The sequence below is a fragment of the Acinetobacter lwoffii genome, from assembly GCF_022967985.1.
Classification (GTDB): Bacteria; Pseudomonadota; Gammaproteobacteria; order Pseudomonadales; family Moraxellaceae; genus Acinetobacter.
This window is the reverse complement of sequence record NZ_JALJVC010000005.1, coordinates 90,749-112,268: the sequence shown is the minus strand read 5'-3', so window position 1 is coordinate 112,268 and position 21,520 is coordinate 90,749. Positions and strand designations below refer to the sequence as shown.

The 21,520-nt window shown below is 43.7% G+C and carries 22 protein-coding genes and 1 other RNA gene; 5 read left to right on the top strand and 18 right to left on the bottom strand.

What is annotated here, in order from left to right:
- Positions 1 to 11 precede the first annotated feature (11 nt).
- From MWG72_RS04955 to MWG72_RS04940, 4 genes are all read right to left on the bottom strand, one after another.
- A complete protein-coding gene (locus MWG72_RS04955; RefSeq protein WP_004279524.1) occupies positions 12 to 893 on the bottom strand; it encodes an alpha/beta hydrolase in 882 nt (293 codons plus the stop codon).
- Entirely contained in the window at positions 883 to 1,569 is a 687-nt protein-coding gene (locus MWG72_RS04950) for a BON domain-containing protein (RefSeq protein ID WP_004279522.1), read from the bottom strand. Before MWG72_RS04950 ends, MWG72_RS04955 begins: the two co-directional genes overlap by 11 nt.
- 132 nt (positions 1,570 to 1,701) lie before the next feature.
- The gene (locus MWG72_RS04945) at positions 1,702 to 2,118 is read right to left on the bottom strand and encodes a YraN family protein (protein WP_005107460.1); all 417 of its coding nucleotides are present in this window, start codon (positions 2,116 to 2,118) and stop codon (positions 1,702 to 1,704) included.
- Between the two features lie 11 nt (positions 2,119 to 2,129).
- A complete protein-coding gene (locus MWG72_RS04940; RefSeq protein ID WP_247143345.1) occupies positions 2,130 to 3,089 on the bottom strand; it encodes a penicillin-binding protein activator in 960 nt (319 codons plus the stop codon).
- 10 nt (positions 3,090 to 3,099) lie between these two features.
- Between MWG72_RS04940 and rsmI the strand changes: the two genes are divergently transcribed.
- Positions 3,100 to 3,942 carry a 16S rRNA (cytidine(1402)-2'-O)-methyltransferase gene (gene rsmI, locus MWG72_RS04935; protein ID WP_004279519.1) on the top strand — a complete coding sequence of 281 codons (843 nt, stop codon included), beginning with the start codon at positions 3,100 to 3,102 and terminating at the stop codon, positions 3,940 to 3,942.
- A gap of 90 nt (positions 3,943 to 4,032) precedes the next feature.
- Here rsmI and MWG72_RS04930 read toward each other — a convergent pair whose 3' ends face one another.
- The 7 genes from MWG72_RS04930 to MWG72_RS04900 form a co-directional block, all read right to left on the bottom strand.
- Positions 4,033 to 4,287 carry a hypothetical protein gene (locus MWG72_RS04930; protein ID WP_005246889.1) on the bottom strand — a complete coding sequence of 85 codons (255 nt, stop codon included), beginning with the start codon at positions 4,285 to 4,287 and terminating at the stop codon, positions 4,033 to 4,035.
- 174 nt (positions 4,288 to 4,461) lie between these two features.
- Positions 4,462 to 5,709 (bottom strand): FAD-dependent monooxygenase, encoded by a 1,248-nt coding sequence (locus MWG72_RS04925; RefSeq protein ID WP_247143344.1) that lies wholly within the window; start codon positions 5,707 to 5,709, stop codon positions 4,462 to 4,464.
- Positions 5,706 to 6,914: a 2-octaprenyl-6-methoxyphenyl hydroxylase gene (gene ubiH / locus MWG72_RS04920; protein ID WP_005107466.1), complete on the bottom strand. Its 1,209-nt coding sequence runs from the start codon at positions 6,912 to 6,914 to the stop codon at positions 5,706 to 5,708. The genes MWG72_RS04925 and ubiH overlap by 4 nt, the downstream gene beginning before the upstream one ends.
- A 105-nt stretch (positions 6,915 to 7,019) precedes the next feature.
- Positions 7,020 to 7,589, bottom strand: coding sequence for a GNAT family N-acetyltransferase (locus MWG72_RS04915; RefSeq protein ID WP_247143343.1), 570 nt, complete (start codon positions 7,587 to 7,589; stop codon positions 7,020 to 7,022).
- Between the two features lie 528 nt (positions 7,590 to 8,117).
- Positions 8,118 to 8,357 (bottom strand): DUF378 domain-containing protein, encoded by a 240-nt coding sequence (locus tag MWG72_RS04910; protein ID WP_247143342.1) that lies wholly within the window; start codon positions 8,355 to 8,357, stop codon positions 8,118 to 8,120.
- A gap of 291 nt (positions 8,358 to 8,648) precedes the next feature.
- Positions 8,649 to 9,983, bottom strand: coding sequence for a Xaa-Pro aminopeptidase (pepP, locus tag MWG72_RS04905; RefSeq protein ID WP_247143341.1), 1,335 nt, complete (start codon positions 9,981 to 9,983; stop codon positions 8,649 to 8,651).
- 129 nt (positions 9,984 to 10,112) lie between these two features.
- Positions 10,113 to 10,745, bottom strand: a complete 633-nt coding sequence (locus tag MWG72_RS04900) for a UPF0149 family protein (protein WP_247143340.1) — start codon at positions 10,743 to 10,745, stop codon at positions 10,113 to 10,115.
- Positions 10,746 to 10,809: 64 nt separating this feature from the next.
- On the opposite strand from MWG72_RS04900, the gene MWG72_RS04895 reads away from it, so the two are divergent.
- The 3 genes from MWG72_RS04895 (at position 10,810) to ssrS (ending at position 11,932) form a co-directional block, all read left to right on the top strand.
- Positions 10,810 to 11,367 carry a hypothetical protein gene (locus MWG72_RS04895; protein ID WP_005107471.1) on the top strand — a complete coding sequence of 186 codons (558 nt, stop codon included), beginning with the start codon at positions 10,810 to 10,812 and terminating at the stop codon, positions 11,365 to 11,367.
- Positions 11,364 to 11,651 (top strand): cell division protein ZapA, encoded by a 288-nt coding sequence (locus MWG72_RS04890; protein WP_004279505.1) that lies wholly within the window; start codon positions 11,364 to 11,366, stop codon positions 11,649 to 11,651. The genes MWG72_RS04895 and MWG72_RS04890 overlap by 4 nt, the downstream gene beginning before the upstream one ends.
- A gap of 97 nt (positions 11,652 to 11,748) precedes the next feature.
- Positions 11,749 to 11,932: non-coding RNA, 6S RNA (gene ssrS / locus MWG72_RS04885), on the top strand.
- Between the two features lie 213 nt (positions 11,933 to 12,145).
- On the opposite strand, the gene MWG72_RS04880 is transcribed toward ssrS, so the two are convergent.
- The 7 genes from MWG72_RS04880 to MWG72_RS04850 all read right to left on the bottom strand — a co-directional run bounded on the left by MWG72_RS04880 (position 12,146) and on the right by MWG72_RS04850 (position 20,382).
- Positions 12,146 to 12,307 carry a YqaE/Pmp3 family membrane protein gene (locus MWG72_RS04880; RefSeq protein WP_004279504.1) on the bottom strand — a complete coding sequence of 54 codons (162 nt, stop codon included), beginning with the start codon at positions 12,305 to 12,307 and terminating at the stop codon, positions 12,146 to 12,148.
- Positions 12,308 to 12,612: 305 nt separating this feature from the next.
- The gene (locus MWG72_RS04875; protein ID WP_247143356.1) at positions 12,613 to 13,899 is read right to left on the bottom strand and encodes a PQQ-dependent sugar dehydrogenase; all 1,287 of its coding nucleotides are present in this window, start codon (positions 13,897 to 13,899) and stop codon (positions 12,613 to 12,615) included.
- 214 nt (positions 13,900 to 14,113) lie between these two features.
- On the bottom strand, positions 14,114 to 14,821 hold the full coding sequence (locus MWG72_RS04870) for a GntR family transcriptional regulator (RefSeq protein WP_213687030.1): 708 nt from the start codon (positions 14,819 to 14,821) through the stop codon (positions 14,114 to 14,116).
- A gap of 11 nt (positions 14,822 to 14,832) precedes the next feature.
- Complete coding sequence (gene uca, locus MWG72_RS04865) at positions 14,833 to 18,432, bottom strand: urea carboxylase (protein ID WP_247143339.1); 3,600 nt, start codon at positions 18,430 to 18,432, stop codon at positions 14,833 to 14,835.
- Between the two features lie 89 nt (positions 18,433 to 18,521).
- On the bottom strand, positions 18,522 to 18,749 hold the full coding sequence (locus tag MWG72_RS04860; protein ID WP_247143338.1) for a hypothetical protein: 228 nt from the start codon (positions 18,747 to 18,749) through the stop codon (positions 18,522 to 18,524).
- 382 nt (positions 18,750 to 19,131) lie between these two features.
- Positions 19,132 to 19,698, bottom strand: coding sequence for a hypothetical protein (locus tag MWG72_RS04855; protein ID WP_247143337.1), 567 nt, complete (start codon positions 19,696 to 19,698; stop codon positions 19,132 to 19,134).
- Between the two features lie 201 nt (positions 19,699 to 19,899).
- The gene (locus MWG72_RS04850) at positions 19,900 to 20,382 is read right to left on the bottom strand and encodes a VOC family protein (RefSeq protein ID WP_213687764.1); all 483 of its coding nucleotides are present in this window, start codon (positions 20,380 to 20,382) and stop codon (positions 19,900 to 19,902) included.
- A gap of 431 nt (positions 20,383 to 20,813) precedes the next feature.
- On the opposite strand from MWG72_RS04850, the gene MWG72_RS04845 reads away from it, so the two are divergent.
- A complete protein-coding gene (locus tag MWG72_RS04845; protein WP_005267045.1) occupies positions 20,814 to 21,395 on the top strand; it encodes a 5-formyltetrahydrofolate cyclo-ligase in 582 nt (193 codons plus the stop codon).
- Positions 21,396 to 21,520 lie beyond the last annotated feature (125 nt).

Genomic DNA, 21,520 nt, shown 5'->3' with positions numbered 1-21,520 from the left:
ACATATCAGTATCAGGATTTAAATGCATCCTCGAGCGCCCAAAGCACCTGTGCCTTGGTCTGGAAAAACCGGCTAAACAAACTGGAGAGTGAACCCACAATCGTAATATGACCAAGTTTCGGAATTTGAATCAGATGGCTATGATTGCCCTTCTCTTTCAGTACGCGGTCCAAATCCTGGCTATTGAAATGCCCAACAATCTTGTCTTTTTCGGCAATAAACAGATAATGCCGGATTGAGCTATTTTTAACAAAATAATAAGGCATCACCTGCTGATAAGGCACCGCCTGATCAAATGCATCGGCACAGATCGGATCATTTTTGTAATCAAAATGATAAGGCCCCGCCAGACCAATAATCGCCCGAATTTGACCGTGGTCAATACTGGCAGATTGCGGATGGTACAAGGCAGACATGACATTAAAGGCCCCGGCAGAATGTCCCATCAGGACCAGATTATCAGCACAGATCTGCAAGTGCTTAGCCGACTGCTGCAAATGATTCAGTAACAAATGCAGATCATGAATATAAGTTGGGAAAATATGTTGTGGTGCCAGATGATAATTCATTACCACCACGTCATAACCTTCTTTGGCAAAAGCCTCGCCAATAAACTGATAATCCTTTTTATCGCCATGTAACCAGGCACCGCCATGCACAAAAACAATCAGGGGACGATGGAGCAAAGGCTGCTGACTCCGAAACAGGTCAAAGCGTTGCCGGGATTTCAGGCCATAGGCCAATTGGGTTTCGACTGTGTAACCTTGTTTCGGAGTTAAACGATTTAAAGCATAACTACCAAAATCGTATAACCGGAAATCTTGATAGTGCTGTTGAAACTGCAAAATACGCTGTGAGAGTTGGGTTTTAAACTGGCCGACCTTATGGTTCATAGGTCGGTTCAACCGTATCAGGATCAATCGCCACTGGCGTCTGTTCAATACCCGGCTGCGCATATGCCGGTGCGGCAAAGTTTTGATTAGCCAGACTTGAATATTGCTCCACATTATCAATTAGGGTCACAATTTTAGTGACATTACCCACCTGTTGTAACACCTGATTCAGGTCAGCAATCTCGGCACCATTTAAACGACCCATCACATACAGTACGCCATCTTCAGTATGCACATGCACTTTACTATCCGCTACCACAGTCGCTTTCATGATCAAGCCACGGGTATTTGCAGTCACCGCAGTATCCTGCATGATGGTGCTATAGCTGATCTGATTGCCGACAGTAATAAAATTATGTACCGCTTTGACATCACTCATGGATTTGACATTGTCTTCGGCTAATTGTTTCAGATGGGCATCCGGCACCTGACCGGTCAACAAGACATTGCCATGGAAACTTTCAATATTGACCCGGGCCTGCTTAAAGCGCGAATCCAATTTATAAAGATTAATTTTTGCAGTACGGACAATTGAGGAATCAATAAATACCTGCCCCAAGGTACGCGCCCCACTTTCAGTTCCGACAGGAGCCGTACCTGTGCCGCTGGAAATAAAACTTGCACAACCTGATAAACTTGCGACACACAGCATTGTTATTGCAATACGCTTAACCACTCAGCAAGACTCCTTCATTTTATTACGTCTTTTTTAATCTAATCATCTGTTTCATGCTCAGATCATGTCAATTCTGCTTGAACTTTACAATGATCTTGAAGCAAATATAAGCATCTTTAGACCTTATTTTGTTCAAAGGTTAATAAACTCTTGATCAAAAGTAAAAGCATTTTCAATCCATTCCAGATCATAAGGGTATTGCGAAAAGTCATGCTGTATGGTTTTTGCAAATTGCTGTTTAAAATCAAAACAAATCACGTCAAAACGATAGTAATAGTGTGCAAATTGTGGATTTTTCTGAATAAAGCACATTGCCGTCTTGAGCATCTTTACCTGTTTTGCTCTGGAAATCGACTCGATCGCTTGCGCATATCGGGTTTGCGCACGTGCTTTGACTTCCACAAAGACCAGTTCCTGATCACGCACCAGAATCAGATCCAGCTCGCCATAGCGACTGTGATAATTGGCTGCCAGGAACTGAAATCCATGGTTTTGCATCAATTGGGCCGCTTGCTGCTCCGCCCATGCACCTAATTGCTGTCGTAGCATTCCTCTTTCGCTCATAGTAGCTTGACGCCTGTGCCACTATACTGAAAACATTGTGGACTACGCTGAATACTGTGGTCCGTGATTTCAATCCGGCCAGTTCTACCCTGAAATTCAATATGCTGCAAATGCGGTTGTGACAGGTACTGCTGGGTAATCTGCCAGGCATCTCCCCCGAAGGCAATCAGCCGCTGATAGGACATATCCACCGGTTCTTTAGCATAGGCCTGTACAACATCTGGCCAGTCAGCCAGATAAAGTACCGGAACATCACAGAACTTGATCCCTTTCGGGGGTCTATGCTGCTCGCTGATCGCATTGGCCACGGTATACATCCGTTTATGGCTTAATTCAGGTATGGCAGCCAGCCCTTCTGCATTGCCGAGGTATAACAGCCCTTGTTTTGGTATTAAAAAAATGGGGGCCTTGTTCACGATCTTGAATTTCAGATCACTTTGACTGAACAATGACATCAGCAACAGTTCATGCTCGGCTTCACTGCCCGGCTGGCGTAAAATCAGCAGCTGTTGAATTCCATCTTTGTGCAATAAGGTTTTTAAGGCAGCGGCATCTTCTTTTTTGGACAGGCTGAATTGCCAGACTTGGGGTGATGACCCTGCTACATCATTCAGGCTGAGGGTACGTACTTTAGGTTTGCTCTTGAGTAGTTGTTCCACATCGCTACGTGCCAATGGACCCACCACCATTTTGGTCTTTTTATTGACATGCTGTTTCAGTAGCTGGGAGATATTTTTCTGATTGGAATTGACCCATTTTAATGGAACTTTCTGCCCGGAAGTAGCATAAGCACTGAGAAAACCCTGTTTGATACTCGATGCAGCTCGCGCCAAAGGCCCGGATTCGGGTAGAATGATCAGCACTTCTGCTTGTACGCTGCTGATGGAGCTGACCAAACACAAGCCCAATATTTTATTTTTAATCTTCCATTTTTTATTATTCAATTTATTCCACATGGAGAAACCTATGAGTGCTCAGTTATTTGTTGTTGCGACTCCAATCGGGCACTTAGATGATATTAGTTATCGTGCACTTCAGGTGTTAAAGTCGGTGAGTCTTATTGCTGCCGAGGATACACGAACTTCAGCACAATTGCTTAAACACTTTAATATTCAAACACCTCTGACCGCTTGCCATGAGCATAATGAAAGCAACAAGATTGATCAGCTGATCCAGCGCCTGCTGAATGGCGAAGATATGGCCCTGATCAGTGATGCTGGCACTCCCCTGATTAGCGACCCTGGCTTTAAATTTGTCCGTGCTGCACAAGCGCATAATATTCGCGTGATTCCTGTACCTGGTGCTTGTGCGGCTATTGCTGCCTTAAGTGCTGTTGGCTTGCCGAGTGACCGCTTCAGCTTTGAAGGTTTTCTGCCATCCAGACAAAGTCAGCGCCTGCTGAATCTGGAAAAACTGAAAGATGAAACCCAGACTTTAATTTTCTATGAAGCACCGCACCGGATTCTGGAGTCCGTTAAAGATATGGCCAGCGTTTTCGGAGCAGATCGCCCGGTCGGTTTTGCGCGAGAAATCACCAAGACTTTTGAAACTATCAAGAAAATGACCTTGGGTGAATTGGTGGAATTCATTAGCAATGATCACAATCAGCAAAAAGGCGAAATTGTTCTGGTGATTGGCGGTGCCACCGAAGAAAAAGATCTGGATCAGGAAAAGCTGGATAAATTATTGAATCGCCTATTACAGGACCTTTCGGTCAAAGCTGCTTCACAACTGGCGGCAGATTTAACCGGAATCAAAAAGAAAGTCGCTTATCAACGTGCTTTAGAACTGACTTCGGCAAACGACTAATTGCTTTAGATTTTCTATTACGTTTGGATTTGCAAAAAAAACACCACATTGAATGTGGTGTTTTTTATAAGAAACAAGTTAATCAATAACTTATTCTTTGGCTACTGATTCATCTGCTGGGACTTCAACAATACGACCACCATTGGCAAGGAAAGCCGCAATTTCGTCTTCAAGTGCCTGACGTTTCTTTAACTTTGCAGTGACGGTTAAGGTTTCAGCTTCTGCAAGATCGGTATCATTGACGACCTCTGTGCTATCTGCTGCGCCTTTTTCAGCTGCTTTTGCTTCATCATCGTCAACGATTGAATCTTCAACGTCGTCATCATAATCATTCATGTCTGTCATTTGCATCTCCCCAAAAATGGCGCTTGCTTGGTATTCCAAGCCAGGTGTCGAATTAAGTGAAATTTAGCAATCTCTTTGGGCTTCGCCTAGTACCAAACATCAAAAAATCGTATCTTTTTTAAACAAAATCGTTACTCTTTATTGGTGTTTGTTTAAAAAATTTACATTTCTGTCTTAAGCTGCGTAGCGTGTGTCTTTAAGTAAACCCAGACCATTGGCTTGCGCCATAAATGCATCTTTCAACATGGGCTGATTTTCTACCTGTTTCAGGCCGAAATTGCGTGCCCAAACCATCGGGAAGAATAATGTGGTTTCCATCCAGCCAATCGCAGACATGCTGTGCATCATGGCATCGTTCTGGCCCTTACGGCGATGCTCATAGCGTTTTAGGGTCTGCTCATGTGCCCATACGCCACGCGCCTGATCATGCAGCAAAACATCACAAAGCACGGCAGCATCCAGACAGCCAATATTCACCCCTTGACCTGCTAGTGGATGAATGACATGTGCGGCATCTCCAATCAGTGCTAAACCATCTTGAACGTATTGCTGGGCGGCGCGGGCTTTTAAAGGGAAAGTGGCACGTGGTGTCGCCTGCAATACTTCACCCAGCATATGCTGGCTTTCACGGGTTAATAGCTGGGTAAACTCAGCATCTGACAACGCTGCATATTCTTCGGCATAATCCTCTGGCAAGGTCCAGACAATCGATTGCCAGTGTCCCTGCTCTTCCGGATTAAGGCTGGCCATAGGTAGAAAAGCCAATGGACCGGTTTCGAGAAAAATCTGACGTGCCATATGCTGATGAGGCTGTGCAGTTTTAATGGCACAACTGATGCCCGCCTGTTTATAGTCCAGTACATCAATATCGATAAACGCTTGCTCACGGACAAAGGAGTTTGCACCATCTGCGCCAATCACCAGTTTAGTTTGGAGTTGTGTACCATCAGCCAGATGAATGACCCACACACCGACGCCACGTTCGATGCGGCTGACTTTGACCTGTGTTCTATAATCTTGAATATCTTCAAGCATCTTTTGCTGAATGGCCAGATTCAAAATGCTTGGTTCCACCATCGAGCCTAAAACCTGTTCTACCGAAGGTGTTTTTGCAGAAGGCTGGCCAAAATTGATTTCGCCATAGCCATTTTTATTCCAGACCTGCATGCCGGTATAAGGCTGCTGACGTGCTAAATTTTCCCAGACACCCACCGTTTTCAACAGGTGAATGGTTGCCTGACTTAAAGCCAAGACACGCGGATTGGCCACACACAAAGTTTTATTTGCATACAGAATTGGTGCTGCATCCAGAACTGTAGGCTGCACACCACCTTGAGCTAACAGAAGCGCTGTAAGTCCACCAACCAGCCCACCACCAATAATGACGACGTCTAATATTTCGTTAGTTTGATTTAAGCTCATGCTTTTAACCCCATGGCATAATTTGCAACGAGTGGCTTGATGCCAGGAATCGTATCAAAAGCGATTAAACCTGTATTACGCATCAGCTTTAAAAATGGATTCTGGTTACTAAAGCCACGTACCACTGAATCACAGAACTTGATCACACGCTGCTGGTCACTGAGACGAGATTTTTCATAGTCTTGTAATATTCCAGCATCGCCCAAGTCTGCGCCTTGTACCTGCTGTTCTTTCAGGTAACGCACCAATACATGCGCATCACGCATACACAGGTTAAAACCCTGACCAGCGACCGGATGAATCGTATGGGCAGCATTGCCCATCAATACGACACGGCCAACAGCCTGTTTTTCGGCTAACACTTGAGACAATGGAAAACTGAACCGTTTTCCGGTTTTCTGGAATTTTCCGGCACGATCACCATACGTTTCCTGTAAGGCATCCAGAAAATGCTGGTCATTTTCATCCCCCAACCATTCTCCTTCAGTACCTTTTTTCACTGGCCAGACCACTGAACGACGATACTCACCCGGTAGTGGTAAAAGTGCCAAAGGCCCTAAATGGCTGAAACGCTCAAAGCCCACATGAGCATGTGGCTTTGAAGTTTGTACTGTGGTCACAATCGCAACCTGATCATAATCATGTTCTGACGCACCAATACCCAAGGCTTTACGGCAGAAAGAATCCCGCCCATCGGCGGCAATAACCAGTTTGGACTGTAATTTTAGTGACGATTCACCACGCTGAGCTTCGATATAAGCAAAGTCTGTATCTTGGATAAGGGATGTCACTTGAACACCATCAATCAGTTCAATCAATGGCTCTTTTTTGACTTGGGTCAGCAGTACACGACCGAGCCAGGCATTTTCAATGACCTGACCAAAGCTTTCGACTTTTTCCTGTTCGGCTTTCAGTCGAGCCTTACCAAAACTGCCCTGTTCGGTAATATTCACTTCCAGAATTGGGGTAGCATGTTCTTGCAAGGCATTCCAAAGTCCAAGCTCCTGATAGATCTGCACGCTACGGCGTGACAAGGCACTGTTACGTGCATCAAAACTGGAATGATATGGCGCAAGATTTTCATCATCATAATTTGGGTATTTAATGGCTTCCAACAGTTTGACTGCAATATTGATTTTCGCCAACATCAATGCGAGGCTTAAGCCGACCATACCACCACCGACAATGATGACTTCTTGTTGCATGCTTACTTCCTTATCTGTTTATTCGCATCTATGGCGAATTACATAAAACGTATACTGATTTTATCTTACCTCAAGGCTTTAAATTTTTATAATGATTCGTTTTATTTAGTTTTCTCCATGATGATCCAGCCTATATTGAAAAACCAAGACATCGCGCTTTTCAGTCCCCAACTTCGGCAATACAGTATAGGCATTGATCCGTTCAACGATTTCAAACCCTGTCTTTAAAAGCACTTGGTGTGCCTGTATATGTTCTGCATCACAGAAAGTATCTAGTGATTTAAATGTAAGATATTGTCTAAAATACTGAATCACTGCTTTCATCGCCTCAAGCATATAGCCCTGCCCCTGAAATCGAGGACCAAGTCCGAAATGAATTTCAAGGCTGTTATTTTGCTGTTGAATGATCGTTAGTAACCCGATTGCCGGATGACTTTTTCGCTCAGCAATCACCCATGAAAATCCTTCACTAGGTTGCTGCCAATAGCTTAACGCCCATTTCTGCAACATCTGTTGAGTTTGACTGACTGTTGTATGCACCTGCCGTTGTAAATATTTTGATGCTTCAATGTCGCCACAATACTCTTGGAATAATAAAAATTCATCTCCAACTTTATATGCTCTTAAGTCCAACCGAGTTGTCTTTAATTCAGCAACTAAAATATTTATACTCACTTTTATCAACTCAGCATTAAAAAACGGAATGTTGTAATTTCATTTGGCACTTATACGATTCGATCGCAAACCTAGTCAAATTGGTATAACTCGATCTACTCGCTTCGCACAATTTTGAATACATATTGCTACTGGTAAATCCTGAATGATAAAATTGTGAATCAAGCCATTTATAAATAAGCTGATAATCACTGTCAGGAGCAGAAGGCCCATTTTCAATCACTATTATTTTCTTATTTTGAGAGAGTTTTATAAATATAACTCGATTTTTTAGCTAACAGATATTTTAAAAAAAATTTATCCAACCATGTACAACCTAATCTTATTTGTATGATAGTAATCATTAATCTTTAGCTAAGTGTTGTTGTAGATCTGAGGATGGTTCTATTAATAACCTATAAACACCTATATAAAAAACCCCGGAAATCTACCGAGGTTTCTTCATCTTCCACACTATTTCTATCCTCTCGGCAAGTTACTCGAAGACATGAATCCTATCTTGCAAGAAACTCGCCCAAGAAGATTAGCTTAACGCACAATATTGGTATGATGATCTGTGTGGTGTACTGTTTTACTCAACTTCGTTCCTGTATAAATCAGGTACAATGCCGACAAACCAACCAATACATAAACAATTCGAGATAAGGCGCTCATATCACCAAAGATTGCAGCGACCAAATTAAAATCGAATGCACCAATTAAACCCCAATTAATGCCACCAATGATTGTTAAAGCATAAGCAATCCAGTCAATCGTATTTAATCTCATAAGTGTTCTCCTGCTGTTATTTAAGTTTATTTAAGGATCAGAGAAAGTATGAGAATCTCAGCGCATTTAATATGTAGCTTTGATGCTAAAAACAGATTTTCTGTGTTGACTTCCTGTCACTTTTTAAGCTGTAAATTTTACTTAGGTTAGTTTTATTTGACTTGTTCGAGATAAACGTAAGCTAAGTCACTTTTTGATCGATTCGATATAGCTAGGAATTCTTATTTAAAACGACATAGAAATTTCATAAAAAAAGCCGATCTCGCGACCGGCTTTCTGTATTTTTTCAAATTAAGCAGCGCGGGCTTTCGCCATCAATGCTTCAATCTCTTCTACCGTTTTGACGACTTTCGCAGTTAAAACTAGCGGGCCATTTGCAGTGGCCACGACATCATCTTCAATCCTGATGCCAATTCCACGCCATTTGGCATCCACTGTTTCATCATCAGGCGCGATGTAGAGACCCGGCTCAACGGTCACGACCATGCCCTCTTCATACGAGCGCCATTCACCATCAACCTTATAAGCACCGACATCATGCACATCCATACCGAGCCAATGCCCCGTACCGTGCATGTAGAACTGACGAAAAGCTTCTTTTTCTATAATCTCGTCGATATTACCCTGCATCAAGCCAAGATCGAGCAAACCCTGCACCAAAATAAGCACTGCAACATTGTGAGGTTCTTTATACGAGTTACCAATTTGCACGGCATTGATCGCAGCGATTTGAGCATCCAGTACTACGTTATATAAGGCTTTCTGTTCCGGACTGAATTTACCATTTACCGGAAAGGTACGGGTAATGTCTGAAGCATAGAACTGATATTCAGCTGCAGCATCAATCAGGACTAAATCGCCATCTTTCAGTTCTTTGTCATTTTCTACATAATGCAGGATGCAGGCATTTTCACCGCCACCGACAATACTGTTATAAGCCGGAACACCGCCATTTTTGCCAAAGACATAATTCAGCTCGGCTTCCAGCGCATATTCCATCATACCCGGACGTACTGCTAGCATCGCTTGAGTATGTGCATCAGCAGAAATATCGGAAGCAATCTGCATTAGTTCAATTTCATTTGCATCTTTATGCAGACGCATTTCATCGACAATACGATCCAGCTGAATGACTTGCGCTGGCGCAGAAGTCCCACGACGGCTTTCACCACTTGCAGTCGCAATCCATTTGGCGACACGCGCATCAAACTCTGCATGCTGTCCAATGCGATAAAATAACTGATCTTTATTTTGTAACTTTTCTAAGATTTCTTCATCCAGCAAATCAATCGCATAGGCTTCATCTGCATCATAATCCTGAATAGCCCCGTCAATACCCGCGCGGTAGCCGTTCCAGATTTCCATTTCCCGATTACGTTCACGACAGAACAAACTGTAGCTATAGCCTTCTTCTTCAGTGTCAAAGGTTTCAATCACAGCCACAGCTTCAGGTTCCGCGAATCCGGTTAAATAGAAGAAACTACTGTCTGCACGGTATTTATAATCTGCATCACGGTTACGCATAGCTACCGGACTGGTCGCGATAATAGCGATACTGCGTAAACCGATTTCCCCTGCGAGGATTGCGCGACGCTCCTCAAAAACTGCCTGTGTCAATTTCTTCATTACACCTTACTTCTTATCGATCAATACTTGTATTTAGAATATAGTCTTGAAATCAGACTATAGATTTCACTGTAAACAGCAAAATATATGCCTGATTTCAAGCAGGTGATGACTCACCTCAGCATTTCATCAGCTTAGACGTTTAGGCGAGAAAATCTCGACTACACTTTGCGCTTCTGTAGTAGCGACTTTAGGCTGATTTTTTTGACTAAATTGCTGTAAGAGTGGCGTTTCTTCAACTTCGACCTTTTTACGCCCTAAAGACAGACTGACAGGAATCAGACGCACAAATTCGTACAATTCCTGATAGCTTTCTTCACCTTCAGCATCATCGTCTGAGTCTTCAACTTCAACTGCGGCTACATCTTGTAAATGTTCAATCAGCTCAACTTCATCCTGACGGATATGTCCTGAAGCCAGTCCGAAACCTAAGACCACGCCTGCACACCAGTCCGCCAGAGCCTGTACGCGTTCTGAAAGCACATGCTCATCATCAGGCAGCAAAGGTAAATAATCCAGCTCATCTTCAGACAATGCATGGAACACATCTTCAGCTTCGCCCGTCAACAACTCTAATGCTTCGGCATCCAGTTCAGGTACATCCAGTGTTTCTAAAATCTGTAACCACTCTTCACTGCTTGGCGCCTGGGTGACACACACAATGCCCGTGAGCAAACCATGTAGTTCGCTAGGGCTAGAAATTTCCTCAATTGAAGAAAAATTGCGGTGCCATTCGGTCCAACCTGAAATATCGTCTTGCATTCGTTTATCCAATCTTTATACTGCTTATATATTACCTTTGTTTGCAACACTGTGCGACCTCGATATGTTAGAAGAATTACAGCGTCTACAAGTGCAGATCGGCGTGTTAAAAACGCGACTTGCACGGCTTGAAAGTGAAAATTCCAGTTTGCGCGAAGAGCAAGACTCTTCAATGATGCAACATCAACAGCAAATTGAACAAAAAAATAGCGTGATTGCGCAAAAACAACAAGAAAATGAAAATCTGACAGAACAATTGACGGATTCTCGTGCCCAATTTCAACTGCTCAATAATGATGCAACTGCACTGGCAGACCGTTATGGCCGTCTGGAAAAAAGCTGTACCGACCTAAAAAACCGTTTTCAGGAAATTCTGGCTGAACGCAATGAGCTGCGCATAGTTAAGGAAAAGATGATCCTTGAACAGCGTCATGCTCAGCAGGAAATTCAGCGTCTGACTCAGGAATCTGAACGCTTAACCCAGAAAAATGAAAATGCCAAAGCCAAGGTTGAAGCGATTATTCAACGTCTAGCGATTCTCGGTACTGCGCAGGATCATCATGCACAGGAAATTCAACAACTGGCCCATCCGACTGAAGCGACTGAGGAAGCCTCATCATGAGTGAACAAATTGCAATTGATCTCAGAGTATTGGGGCATAGTTTCCGTTTGGCCTCTACTCCTGACAAGCAGGAAGAATTAGAACGTGCGGCACAGTTATTGAATGATAAATATGATGAATTTCGCCGTAAAGCACCACGCATGGAACCGAGTAAGCTGATTATTATGGTAGCACTTGAGCTGATGCAGGAGGTCTTGAATATGAACAGATCACTGCAACAATATGCGCATTGCGAGCGTTTGTTACAAACTATTTTAGAAGAAGTTGAAGAACTGACTGAATAATCTCGAATTCTGTTTAAACTTCGGACATTCGACCGAACTGTTTACAGTTCATGAACAGCATAGAGTTGCCACACCGGGATTATTGTTTATAATTAACTTAACTCTGAGGTGTTCGCCAGCGGGTCTATTCCCCTGCCGATACTAACACTTATGGGTGTGTTCTGTATATTTAGAGTGTATGCCCATCTCCGTATGGGAAACCCAGCAAGTATACGTCGCATCCTCCTTGAACTCATCGGGTTCAGGGTAACGACACATGCAGCGGCATCTTCGGAGTACTTCAATTTCTTTTTCAAAATATAATTATAATTTTTCCTGAATTTCCTCTTATTTTAATTTTATAGTCTTTCTCTCGAACATTCTTCCAGATTCATTTTATTGATGTAATAATCATCTTGCATGAAAATGAACTCTTTTAAATTAAAAAAAGAAATCTAAATTGCTTTAAGTTAAATAAAGATGAAAAAGTTTTTGGTAACTCACTCCCCTATTTTTTAGGCAATTTTATCTCGATATAAAATATGCATCGCCCAGATTGCAGCAGGAATCCAGCCTAAAATCGAAATTTGAAGCATTAAGCACACTGTCGCTTCGACTGGTCGATGAAGGGTCATAAATAATGACCAAGGGAAGATAAATGCAATAATTGATTTCATTTTTAAAACCCTCTTTTGCCATGTTTTAAATTTTTATATCCAGTTTTTATGGGCACTTAAAACTGGTACTAAGATTTAGATATTTTTAATGGGATCAGCAGAATCTCTGTACATGCTGTAATCCCGCGTAAAAATATCCTGAAAGCCTAATTCAGCCAGCTTAAATGAAGCTTAAAAATTATTTTAAATCCGCTAACCTTTGCATATTTTCAATCAAAATATTGACGTTTGAATGAAACAGTCTTTGCTTTAACTTTTACTTTCCATAGATTCAGATCTGAATAAAATCTTGAATCCCTAGACCTTTATTTACTTACTGCAGCTAGTGTACTCAAGGGTGATACTCGCCAAATCACATCACCGACATCATCAGCAACCAAAATGGCACCTGAAGAATCTACCGCCACACCGACCGGTCGCCCATATGCATCGCCCTGATCACTTAAAAATCCAGTCAAAACATCTTGAGGTGGGCCCATCGGTTGCCCATTCTGAAAGGGAACAAAAATCACTTTATAGCCACTATGCGGTTTGCGGTTCCATGAACCATGCTGGCCAATCAGCGCACCGTTTCGATATTGAGGCATCAGGTCTGCCCTATAGAAGGCCAAGCCCAATGAAGCTGTATGATTGCCCAATGCATAATCCGGTGGAATTGCTCGCGCAACTAAGGCAGGTTTTTGCGGTTTGACCCGTGTATCTACATGTTGGCCATAATAACTATAGGGCCAGCCATAAAAAGCACCTTCTTTGACAGAGGTCAGGTAATCAGGAACCAGATCATTACCGAGCTCATCACGTTCATTCACCACTGTCCAAAGTGTGCCGCTCTTAGGTTGCCAATCCATGCCATTCGGATTACGCAGTCCGGTGGCAAAAGGTCGCGCTTGAGCACTGGCTATGTCAAATTCCATGATCAGTGCCCGGCCCTGCTCTTGCTCTAAGCCATTTTCAGCGACATTACTGTTGGAACCCACCGTGATATAGAGTTTGCTTCCGGCAGGATTGGCAATGACATTTTTGGTCCAGTGATGGTTTAAACGACCTGCCGGTAAATCCAGCATCTTGGTACCAGTTGCTGTAATTTGAGTCGCACCGTTCTGATAAGGAAAACGCATCAGGGCATCAGTATTCGCCACATACAACATATTACCGACTAGCGCCATGCCAAATGGAGAATTGAGATTCTGTAAAAATACGGTTTTTTGTTCAGCCACCCCATCTCCATTGCTATCGCGAAGTAGACTGATGCGGTTGGCACTGGGATGAGATGAACCTGCACGTTGCATCACCCATTTCATGATTTTGCCTTTGATCCCTTTACTATCATCGGGCTTAGGCGGTGCATCGGTTTCGGCCACTAGTACATCACCATTCGGCAATACGTACAGCCAGCGCGGATGTCGCAGTCCTTTGGCAAATGCCTGAACTTTCAAACCTGTCGCGGGTATAGGCATTTCGCCCGCAGGCCAGCCTTTGGCAGGCGCAATATTGACCGTAGGCAGCAAGCTTGATTTTGGTTTGGGCAAATGTGGCTGGGAACCATAACTGTCAGTGATGGGCGATTTGGAAGGCATCGTACATCCTGTCATAGCCAAGAAAGATGCACAGGCGGTACCAGCAACTAAAAGTCGTATGTGCTGAATAAGCATTTTTATCTCTTGTTATTATCATCCTCGACTTACTTTAAAAAACAATTTGAGATGCCACTAGCGGGTTCTTGTTTTTTCTGGTTATGAATTGGTTATCAATTTTAAGTCAGGTCTGATATTTTTCTTGCTATAAAATAAATTTATCCTGATTAACTTACGCAGGACTAGAGGATAACATTTCCAGTGTAATTTTTTTCACCTCATTACGGCTGTGCCGGATATGGGCATCCAATATAGAGAGACAGAACGCTGCATCTTGTGCAAGTAATGCCCTTAAAATCTGTTGATGTTCGGCATAGGTCGCTGTAACCCGATAATCCTTGGAAAAATCCAGACGGCGTATGATGCGAATTTTCTCGCTGATCTCACTGTGAATTTTCGCCATTTCTGCATTGCCGGCTGCAAATACCAAATGACAATGAAATGCTTCATCTTGTGCAGATAGCTCCCTGAGATCATAGACATACTGTTCTGGTTGAACACACCAGGTTTGAATCAAAACAGCTAGGGCAACCTGCAACTGGTCTTTGGGCATTAGACACAGTTGTTCGACTGCATAACATTCCAGCAAAATTCGCAGATCATATAACTCTTCATAGGCTTTAAAGTTTAGTGGCCGGACCTTCCAGCCACTTCTAAACTGAACGTCCACATAGCCTTCCTGCTGCAAACGATACAAAGCTTGCCGAATAGGTGTACGGCTGACGGCATAGCTTTCAGCAATTTCCGATTCGGTAAACCGCTCTCCCGGCATCAGTTTAAAGTCAAAAATATCATTTTTAATTTTCTGGAGAACCAGCTCAGACAGATTGTCTGAGCTTTTTCCGGTCGCTTTAGTACTTGGATTGCGAACAATAGTCATGGCTCACTCCATTACTCCATATAGACCAGTGGCTCACCACTATGCACGGTCTGACCAGAACGGCAGATAATCGCTTTAACGATACCATCATCGTCAGCATAGACCGGCAGTTCCATTTTCATGGCTTCAATGATGGCCACCGTGTCGCCTTTTTTCACAATCTGCCCCGCTTCTACAAAAATCTTCCAGATATTGCCGGTCATAGAGGCGTTGAGAGGGACATACTGGCTGTAATCGGTGTCATCCTGCAGCACTTCTATTTCTACAGGTGCATCAAACTCGTCTTTCCAGCGTTCTACCTCGGCACTAAAAGCAGCCTGCTGCTGCGCTTTAAAGGTGGCAATGCTGTCCTGTTCTGCAGCAAGGAAATCCTGATATGCTGCAAAGTCAAACTCGCATTCCTCAATTTTAATTTCTGCCAGACCATGGGCGAAATCAGCACGGAACTGATCCAGTTCGGCCTCAGTGACCTCATAATATTTAATCTGGTCAAAAAAGCGTAAGAACCATTGCTGATCGCCAAACTGCTTGTTCTTTTTAAACTTGTTCCAGATCGGCACGGTACGGCCAATCAACTGATAGCCACCCGGTGAGTCCATGCCATAAATACACATATACATGCCACCAATCCCGACAGTCCCTTCAGCGGTAAAAGTACGGGCCGGATTATATTTAGAACTCAGTAAACGGTGGCGAGGATCAATGGGCACTGCACAAGGTGCAGTCAGATATACATCACCTAGCCCTAAAATCAGATAATTGGCATCATAAATGATGTCCTTGACCTGCTGGCGGTGACTTAAACCATTAATCCGCTGAATAAAATCGACATTATTCGGAAGCCAGGGGGCTGTGGCACAGACGCTTTCCTGATAACGCTCAACAGCACCCAGAGTCGCCGAGTCCTCAAAGGCCATGGGTAAATGGATAATTCTTGAAGGGATTTTAATGTCACGCAAATCGCCCATCTGTTCTTCAAGACCAAGCAGGAAGTGAATCAGTTGCTGTTGACTCAAACGCAGACCATCATATTTAATTTGCAAGGACCGTACACCAGGTGACAATTCCAGGATACCGTCCAGATCAGCCTCACGGATCAGTTGCATCAAGCGGTGTACGCGCAGGCGTAGGGCCAAATCCAGTACGTTGTCACCATATTCCAGCAAGATATAACTGTCACCTGCCTGACGATATACAGCTTTTGGTGCATCTGGCGTAGCTTCACGCAATGCCAGGATACTTTCTGCCTGAACTGCCACGATTTCAGCCTCATGGGTCATCTCTGCCTTGGCAAAGTTTTGGAGGGTTTGAATTTGCTGCCGCTCCAGCGCATTGGCCTGTTCTACCGAGATTGGATAGAAGCTAATCGTGTCATCGGCTTTTAGTTGACCAATTTTCCAGAGTTCAGCTTTGGCAATGGTCACCGGACAAACGAAACCGCCCAGGCTCGGACCATCTTTGGCAAGAATTACGGGGAAATCACCGGTAAAGTTGATTGCACCAATGGCATATTCACAGTCATGTACATTGGATGGATGCAGACCCGCTTCACCGCCATTTTCACGCGCCCAGCTTGGCGTCGGTCCGGTTAAACGGATACCCAACCGGTTCGAGTTAAAATGCACTTTCCAGCTTGATGCAAAAAACTCCTCAATATATTCAGCTTTAAAGAAATCAGGAGCGCCATGCGGGCCATAGAGCACACCAATTTTCCATTCCTTGCCATAACTTGGAATCAGAGCTGTTGCCAAAGCTTCAGGTTCTGCAATCGCTAAAGGTAGACCATCGGCCGGCAGCTCAGGATTCACCATCTTAATCATGTCACCAGCCCGTAACACTCGGCCTGCATGTCCACCAAAATTACCTAAAGCAAAGGTAGAACGGCTACCCAGATATTCCGGCACATTCAGACCATTTCGTACAGCCAGGTAGGTCCGGCATCCAGATTCAACCTGTCCAATTTTTAGGGTTTGGCCTGCTTTTACCTGAATAGGCTGCCAGAAATTTACTGCTTCATCATCCAGACTTACCAGACAAGGTGCGCCAGTTAAAGCAATGATATTTTCTGCATGAAATTTGAGGATTGGACCTTGCAGGGTAAATTCAAACCCGGCGGCGGCCTCGACATTCCCAACAATTTTATTGGCCAGCCGGAAGGCATAATCATCCATTGGGCCTGAAGGCGGTACACCAATATCCCAATACCCGACACGACCCGGATAATCCTGAATCGAACTTTGTGTACCCGGCTGAATCACCTCAATCACATTCGGCACATATTTGAAATCATCCAGCATGCGTGTCCAGATCTGCATCTGTTCAAAACGTGGATCTGAAATAACAGTATGCACATAATCCAGATTGGTACTAATACCATTCAGGCGAGTTTCAGCTAAAGCTGATTTAAGCGTATGAATGGCAGTATCACGATCTTCAGCATGCACAATAATCTTGGCAATCATCGGGTCAAAGTATTGGGAAATTTCAGTTCCGGTACTCACCCAGGTATCAACCCGGACATTTTCCGGAAAAAAGACATCGGTCAAAATCCCTGGACTCGGCTGGAAATTCTTAACTGGATCTTCGGCATAGATGCGTACTTCAATCGCTGCACCTTGAGGCTGAATACTGCTTAGATGCTTCCAATCCAGAGTATCACCTGCTGCAACTTTCAACATGCATTCAATCAGGTCTAAACCGGTCACCATTTCAGTCACCGGATGCTCCACCTGCAAACGGGTATTCACTTCAAGGAAATAAAACTCGTCATGCACTGCATCATAAATAAACTCAACCGTACCGGCACTGCGATATTTCACCGATTTGCCCAGTTCAACTGCCGCCTGATGCAGTTTTTGACGGGTTGCTTCAGGTAAATGAGCCGCTGGGGTTTCTTCCACGACTTTCTGATTACGGCGCTGCAATGAGCAGTCGCGTTCGCCCAAAGCCACCACCTGTCCCTGTCCATCTCCAAAAATCTGAACTTCGACATGACGGGCTTTATCGATAAAGCATTCCAGAAATACTCCGGCATCTTTAAAGAACTGCTCACCCAGACGTTTTACACTTTCATAAGCCTCCTGAAGTGCATCTGCATCATCACAACGGGTCAAGCCAATTCCGCCACCGCCTGCTGTACTTTTCAGCATAATCGGATAGCCAATTTTTTCAGCTTCTGCCAAAGCTTCGTCCAGACTATTTAGCAGCCCTGTACCGGGAGTCATGGGTACATTGGCAGCTGCAGCAAGTTCACGCGCCCTGTGTTTTAAGCCGAATTCCAGAATCTGCTCCGGTGTTGGCCCCATGAAAGCAATATTATTTGCTTCGCAGGCACGGGCAAAGTCAGCACTTTCTGACAGAAACCCATAACCCGGGAAAATTGCTTCGGCTCCGGTATTTTTGGCTGCAGCAATCAATTTTTCGATACTCAAATAGGTATCGCCAGGTTTGGTCCCTTCTAAGGACACTGCAATATCTGCATCAATCACATGCTGTGCATAACGATCTGTTTCTGAATAAACGGCGACACTGGTTACACCCATTTTTTTTAATGTGCGAATGGCGCGAACAGCAATTTCGCCGCGGTTTGCAATCAATACAGTCTTAAACATATGAATCCTCTGTTATTTTATCTATTTTCTGAATCTGCCGAATTGATCTATTTTTTTTGATTAAGCTGCTGCATATAAGCCTACCGCCGTCACTGATCTCTGGCAGCCTCTGATACATACAGTCCGAAATACAGTTTTTTGAATACATCAATTTTTGTTTGAATAAGATATGCAGCAGTCCTAACCGGAATCCAGACAAGTTCACCCACCTCAACATGGGTAGTGCGTTGAGCAAGATGATTCAGTTGAAGCTGTTTTGGCTGATCGGCATCGCGCCATTTTCGGACTGTCCAGCCGATCATTTTCTGATGAAGCATTCTGTATCCAATCTTGTATCCAAGTTTGAATACAGTTATGCAGAACTTATGCCAGTTTAATTTTTATTTTATTTTCAATGTCTTAATAAAATTTAAGATGTATAAATTAGGGAGAATTTCATTGGATGGTTGTTTTTGGTTCAGCCTGTTTTCAATTCAGTGCAAAAATTATTCTGGAACTCATATTGCATGATCTGCATCATTTCAGCTTTTGCAATGCTCATATAAAAGCCCATCTTTCGATGAGCTTCTAAGTAAACTATTCTATTTATAGCTTAGGACAGTCATAAAAATTGAGTGTATTAAATACCTGAATTGAAAGGTTGAATCAGCGTGCATTTGTTATTACGGTGATTCATTACTTCACAGGAATCATTAAGTGCTAATAAGGCGTCCCAGACCACATGACATAAGGCACAGCGGTATCCGGTTGCGTATGTTTAGGATACATATCATAGAAACGAGCTTCAGCACCGACGATCATGACATGGGGACCCGTTTTGACCCAATGATTGCCCGCACTAGGCTTCTTGGCATAGGGATCGACATTACTGGCATCCGTACCACCTGCCAGCATATACATGAAGCCTACTTTTCCAACTGTGGGCTGTTTATTCCCCATCCAGGCTTCTGCCCATTCTAGAGCGGCCTGATCCATACACATTGGGTCTGGACCTGGAGCGGTCAGATTATCAGGCATACAGGTAAAACCATTATTGCCCTTGCGCAAGGTACGTATTTTGCCATCTGCACCGACAGCGACAATCGTGGCTGCAGCGGCTACTTTCTTAGGTGCAGCAGTCATGGCACTTGCAATGGCTTTCTTATCGGCAGCAGATGAAGCTGCGCCTGAGCTGGCTTTGCCCGACATGGGCGGTTCAACGGCTAAAGCGGCAGGTGCAGACAGCGCGACCCATCCCGCCATAAGCAGTAATTGAGGAAAATTCATGGCACATTCTCCTTGAATCATCATGAAGAAATTGGATTTAGGTTCAGATCAAGTTGGATTAATCTGTAATTTTTGTAACGTATCCTTATAGAGTTGAGGGATAATTTGAGTTGATCAAAAGAAAGGAGAAGATTTAACTATTGCAGTGAAATTGCGCTACACAGCAATATCAACTGCAATGAAAGACAATATCTTTGGCGCTTAACCACGAAATGCTGCTTCGATCACGGAGATGTCAATTTTCTTCATGGTCATCATCGCATTAAATGCGCGCTTGGCCGCAGCACGGTCAGGACTGTTACAGGCGTTGATGAGGACCGCTGGCGTAATCTGCCAGGAAATGCCCCACTTGTCCTTGCACCAGCCACACTCACTTTCCTGACCGCCATTGCCCACAATGGCATTCCAGTAGCGATCTGTTTCCTCTTGGTCTTCAGTAGCCACCTGAAATGAAAATGTTTCATTATGCTGAAAACCAGGACCACCGTTCAACCCGATGCAGGCAACGCCCATTACTGTAAATTCGACCGTAATGACATCACCTTCTTTCCCAGAGGGATAATCTCCAGGGGCAAGGTTGATCGCGCCAACTGAGGAGCCTGGAAAGGTTTCTGCATAAAATCGTGCTGCACCTTCGGCATCGTCATCGTACCAAAGGCAGACGGTGTTCTTCGCAATATTCATCATCTTCAATCTCCATTGATTTAGGTCTTACGCGTTCTGCCTAAGTCCAATGTGTCCCATATATCGGTCGAGAATAGTTATATGATCCCTTGTCTATCTTTCACCAAAAACAGAATAAACCTACTTTAGAATTGTATTTTTATTGATCGAAAGCTGTTTCAAAGTGCTTAAACTCATGCATTTCCAGAGTTTGTCACTGAACAATTGATTGCTTGGAAAATCGTGAATCAAAAAAAATAAATTGACCGTTTCAACACATTTTAACAACCAGTGATGCAACTGTTTTTTAACTTTGAAACTGGTGACAAATTAGCTAAATTTAAATCAGCAGATACGGAATAATATAAAATTGCAGCTTACAATTATTTTTTACTTTTCCAGAATTCCCACTTAGACTAGAGCACAAATTTGTTGCATATGCTTTTTGCCCTATGACCATTCAGGAATTAAGAAGATACCTTCGTAAAACGCGTCGTCATCTCTCTAAATTTGAGCAAAGGCAATCCGCACAAAAAGTTCTAAACCGTCTGATCCGCAGTCCAGAATTTATTCATGCCCAACGTATTGGCCTGTATTTGCATGCTTTTGGGGAGATTCAGACCCAGGCGATTATTGAACGCTGCTTTAAACTGGGCAAACAGGTGTATCTACCAGCGATTTGCGACATGAATCAGCAGCTGGTCTGGATCCGGATCACCCAGCACCAATACCATAACAAGCGCTTTGCCCATCATCGGCTGGGTATGCGAGAGCCCATGAGCACCCGTGGTGTACATGTTTCCAAACTGGATTTATTGCTCATGCCACTATTGGCCTGTGATACTTCGGGCACACGGATTGGTATGGGCGGCGGTTTTTATGATCGTACCTTGGCTTCTGCACCTGGGCGTCCATTCCGTCTGGGGCTGGCGCATGACTTTCAACTGCTGGCACAGCCGTTAAAACGTGAAACATGGGATCAGCCCCTTGATGCTTTAATCACCCCGACAGTTTTTATAAAATTCAAACGTTAATTTTGCAATTTTACCCTTGCTAACTACTTTAAAATCACATAATTAGTCATTTTTCATACAATTTAATCTTAACTGCCCTTGTATTTTTAAAATTACCCATCACTATTAAAAGCATGGCAACACCG

What these genes read in the sequence shown, in the direction of transcription:
- MWG72_RS04895 (WP_005107471.1), top strand. Translation starts at nt 10,810, where the DNA reads ATGTTAGAAGAATTACAGCGTCTACAAGTGCAGATCGGCGTGTTAAAA.
- MWG72_RS04890 (WP_004279505.1), top strand. Translation starts at nt 11,364, where the DNA reads ATGAGTGAACAAATTGCAATTGATCTCAGAGTATTGGGGCATAGTTTC.
- MWG72_RS04910 (WP_247143342.1), bottom strand. Translation starts at nt 8,357, where the DNA reads ATGAGATTAAATACGATTGACTGGATTGCTTATGCTTTAACAATCATT.
- MWG72_RS04930 (WP_005246889.1), bottom strand. Translation starts at nt 4,287, where the DNA reads ATGACAGACATGAATGATTATGATGACGACGTTGAAGATTCAATCGTT.
- rsmI (WP_004279519.1), top strand. Translation starts at nt 3,100, where the DNA reads ATGAGTGCTCAGTTATTTGTTGTTGCGACTCCAATCGGGCACTTAGAT.
- MWG72_RS04900 (WP_247143340.1), bottom strand. Translation starts at nt 10,745, where the DNA reads ATGCAAGACGATATTTCAGGTTGGACCGAATGGCACCGCAATTTTTCT.
- pepP (WP_247143341.1), bottom strand. Translation starts at nt 9,983, where the DNA reads ATGAAGAAATTGACACAGGCAGTTTTTGAGGAGCGTCGCGCAATCCTC.
- MWG72_RS04845 (WP_005267045.1), top strand. Translation starts at nt 20,814, where the DNA reads ATGACCATTCAGGAATTAAGAAGATACCTTCGTAAAACGCGTCGTCAT.
- uca (WP_247143339.1), bottom strand. Translation starts at nt 18,432, where the DNA reads ATGTTTAAGACTGTATTGATTGCAAACCGCGGCGAAATTGCTGTTCGC.
- MWG72_RS04860 (WP_247143338.1), bottom strand. Translation starts at nt 18,749, where the DNA reads ATGCTTCATCAGAAAATGATCGGCTGGACAGTCCGAAAATGGCGCGAT.
- MWG72_RS04880 (WP_004279504.1), bottom strand. Translation starts at nt 12,307, where the DNA reads ATGAAATCAATTATTGCATTTATCTTCCCTTGGTCATTATTTATGACC.
- MWG72_RS04925 (WP_247143344.1), bottom strand. Translation starts at nt 5,709, where the DNA reads ATGAGCTTAAATCAAACTAACGAAATATTAGACGTCGTCATTATTGGT.
- MWG72_RS04955 (WP_004279524.1), bottom strand. Translation starts at nt 893, where the DNA reads ATGAACCATAAGGTCGGCCAGTTTAAAACCCAACTCTCACAGCGTATT.
- ubiH (WP_005107466.1), bottom strand. Translation starts at nt 6,914, where the DNA reads ATGCAACAAGAAGTCATCATTGTCGGTGGTGGTATGGTCGGCTTAAGC.
- MWG72_RS04870 (WP_213687030.1), bottom strand. Translation starts at nt 14,821, where the DNA reads ATGACTATTGTTCGCAATCCAAGTACTAAAGCGACCGGAAAAAGCTCA.
- MWG72_RS04940 (WP_247143345.1), bottom strand. Translation starts at nt 3,089, where the DNA reads ATGTGGAATAAATTGAATAATAAAAAATGGAAGATTAAAAATAAAATA.
- MWG72_RS04850 (WP_213687764.1), bottom strand. Translation starts at nt 20,382, where the DNA reads ATGAATATTGCGAAGAACACCGTCTGCCTTTGGTACGATGACGATGCC.
- MWG72_RS04855 (WP_247143337.1), bottom strand. Translation starts at nt 19,698, where the DNA reads ATGAATTTTCCTCAATTACTGCTTATGGCGGGATGGGTCGCGCTGTCT.
- MWG72_RS04945 (WP_005107460.1), bottom strand. Translation starts at nt 2,118, where the DNA reads ATGCTACGACAGCAATTAGGTGCATGGGCGGAGCAGCAAGCGGCCCAA.
- MWG72_RS04875 (WP_247143356.1), bottom strand. Translation starts at nt 13,899, where the DNA reads ATGACAGGATGTACGATGCCTTCCAAATCGCCCATCACTGACAGTTAT.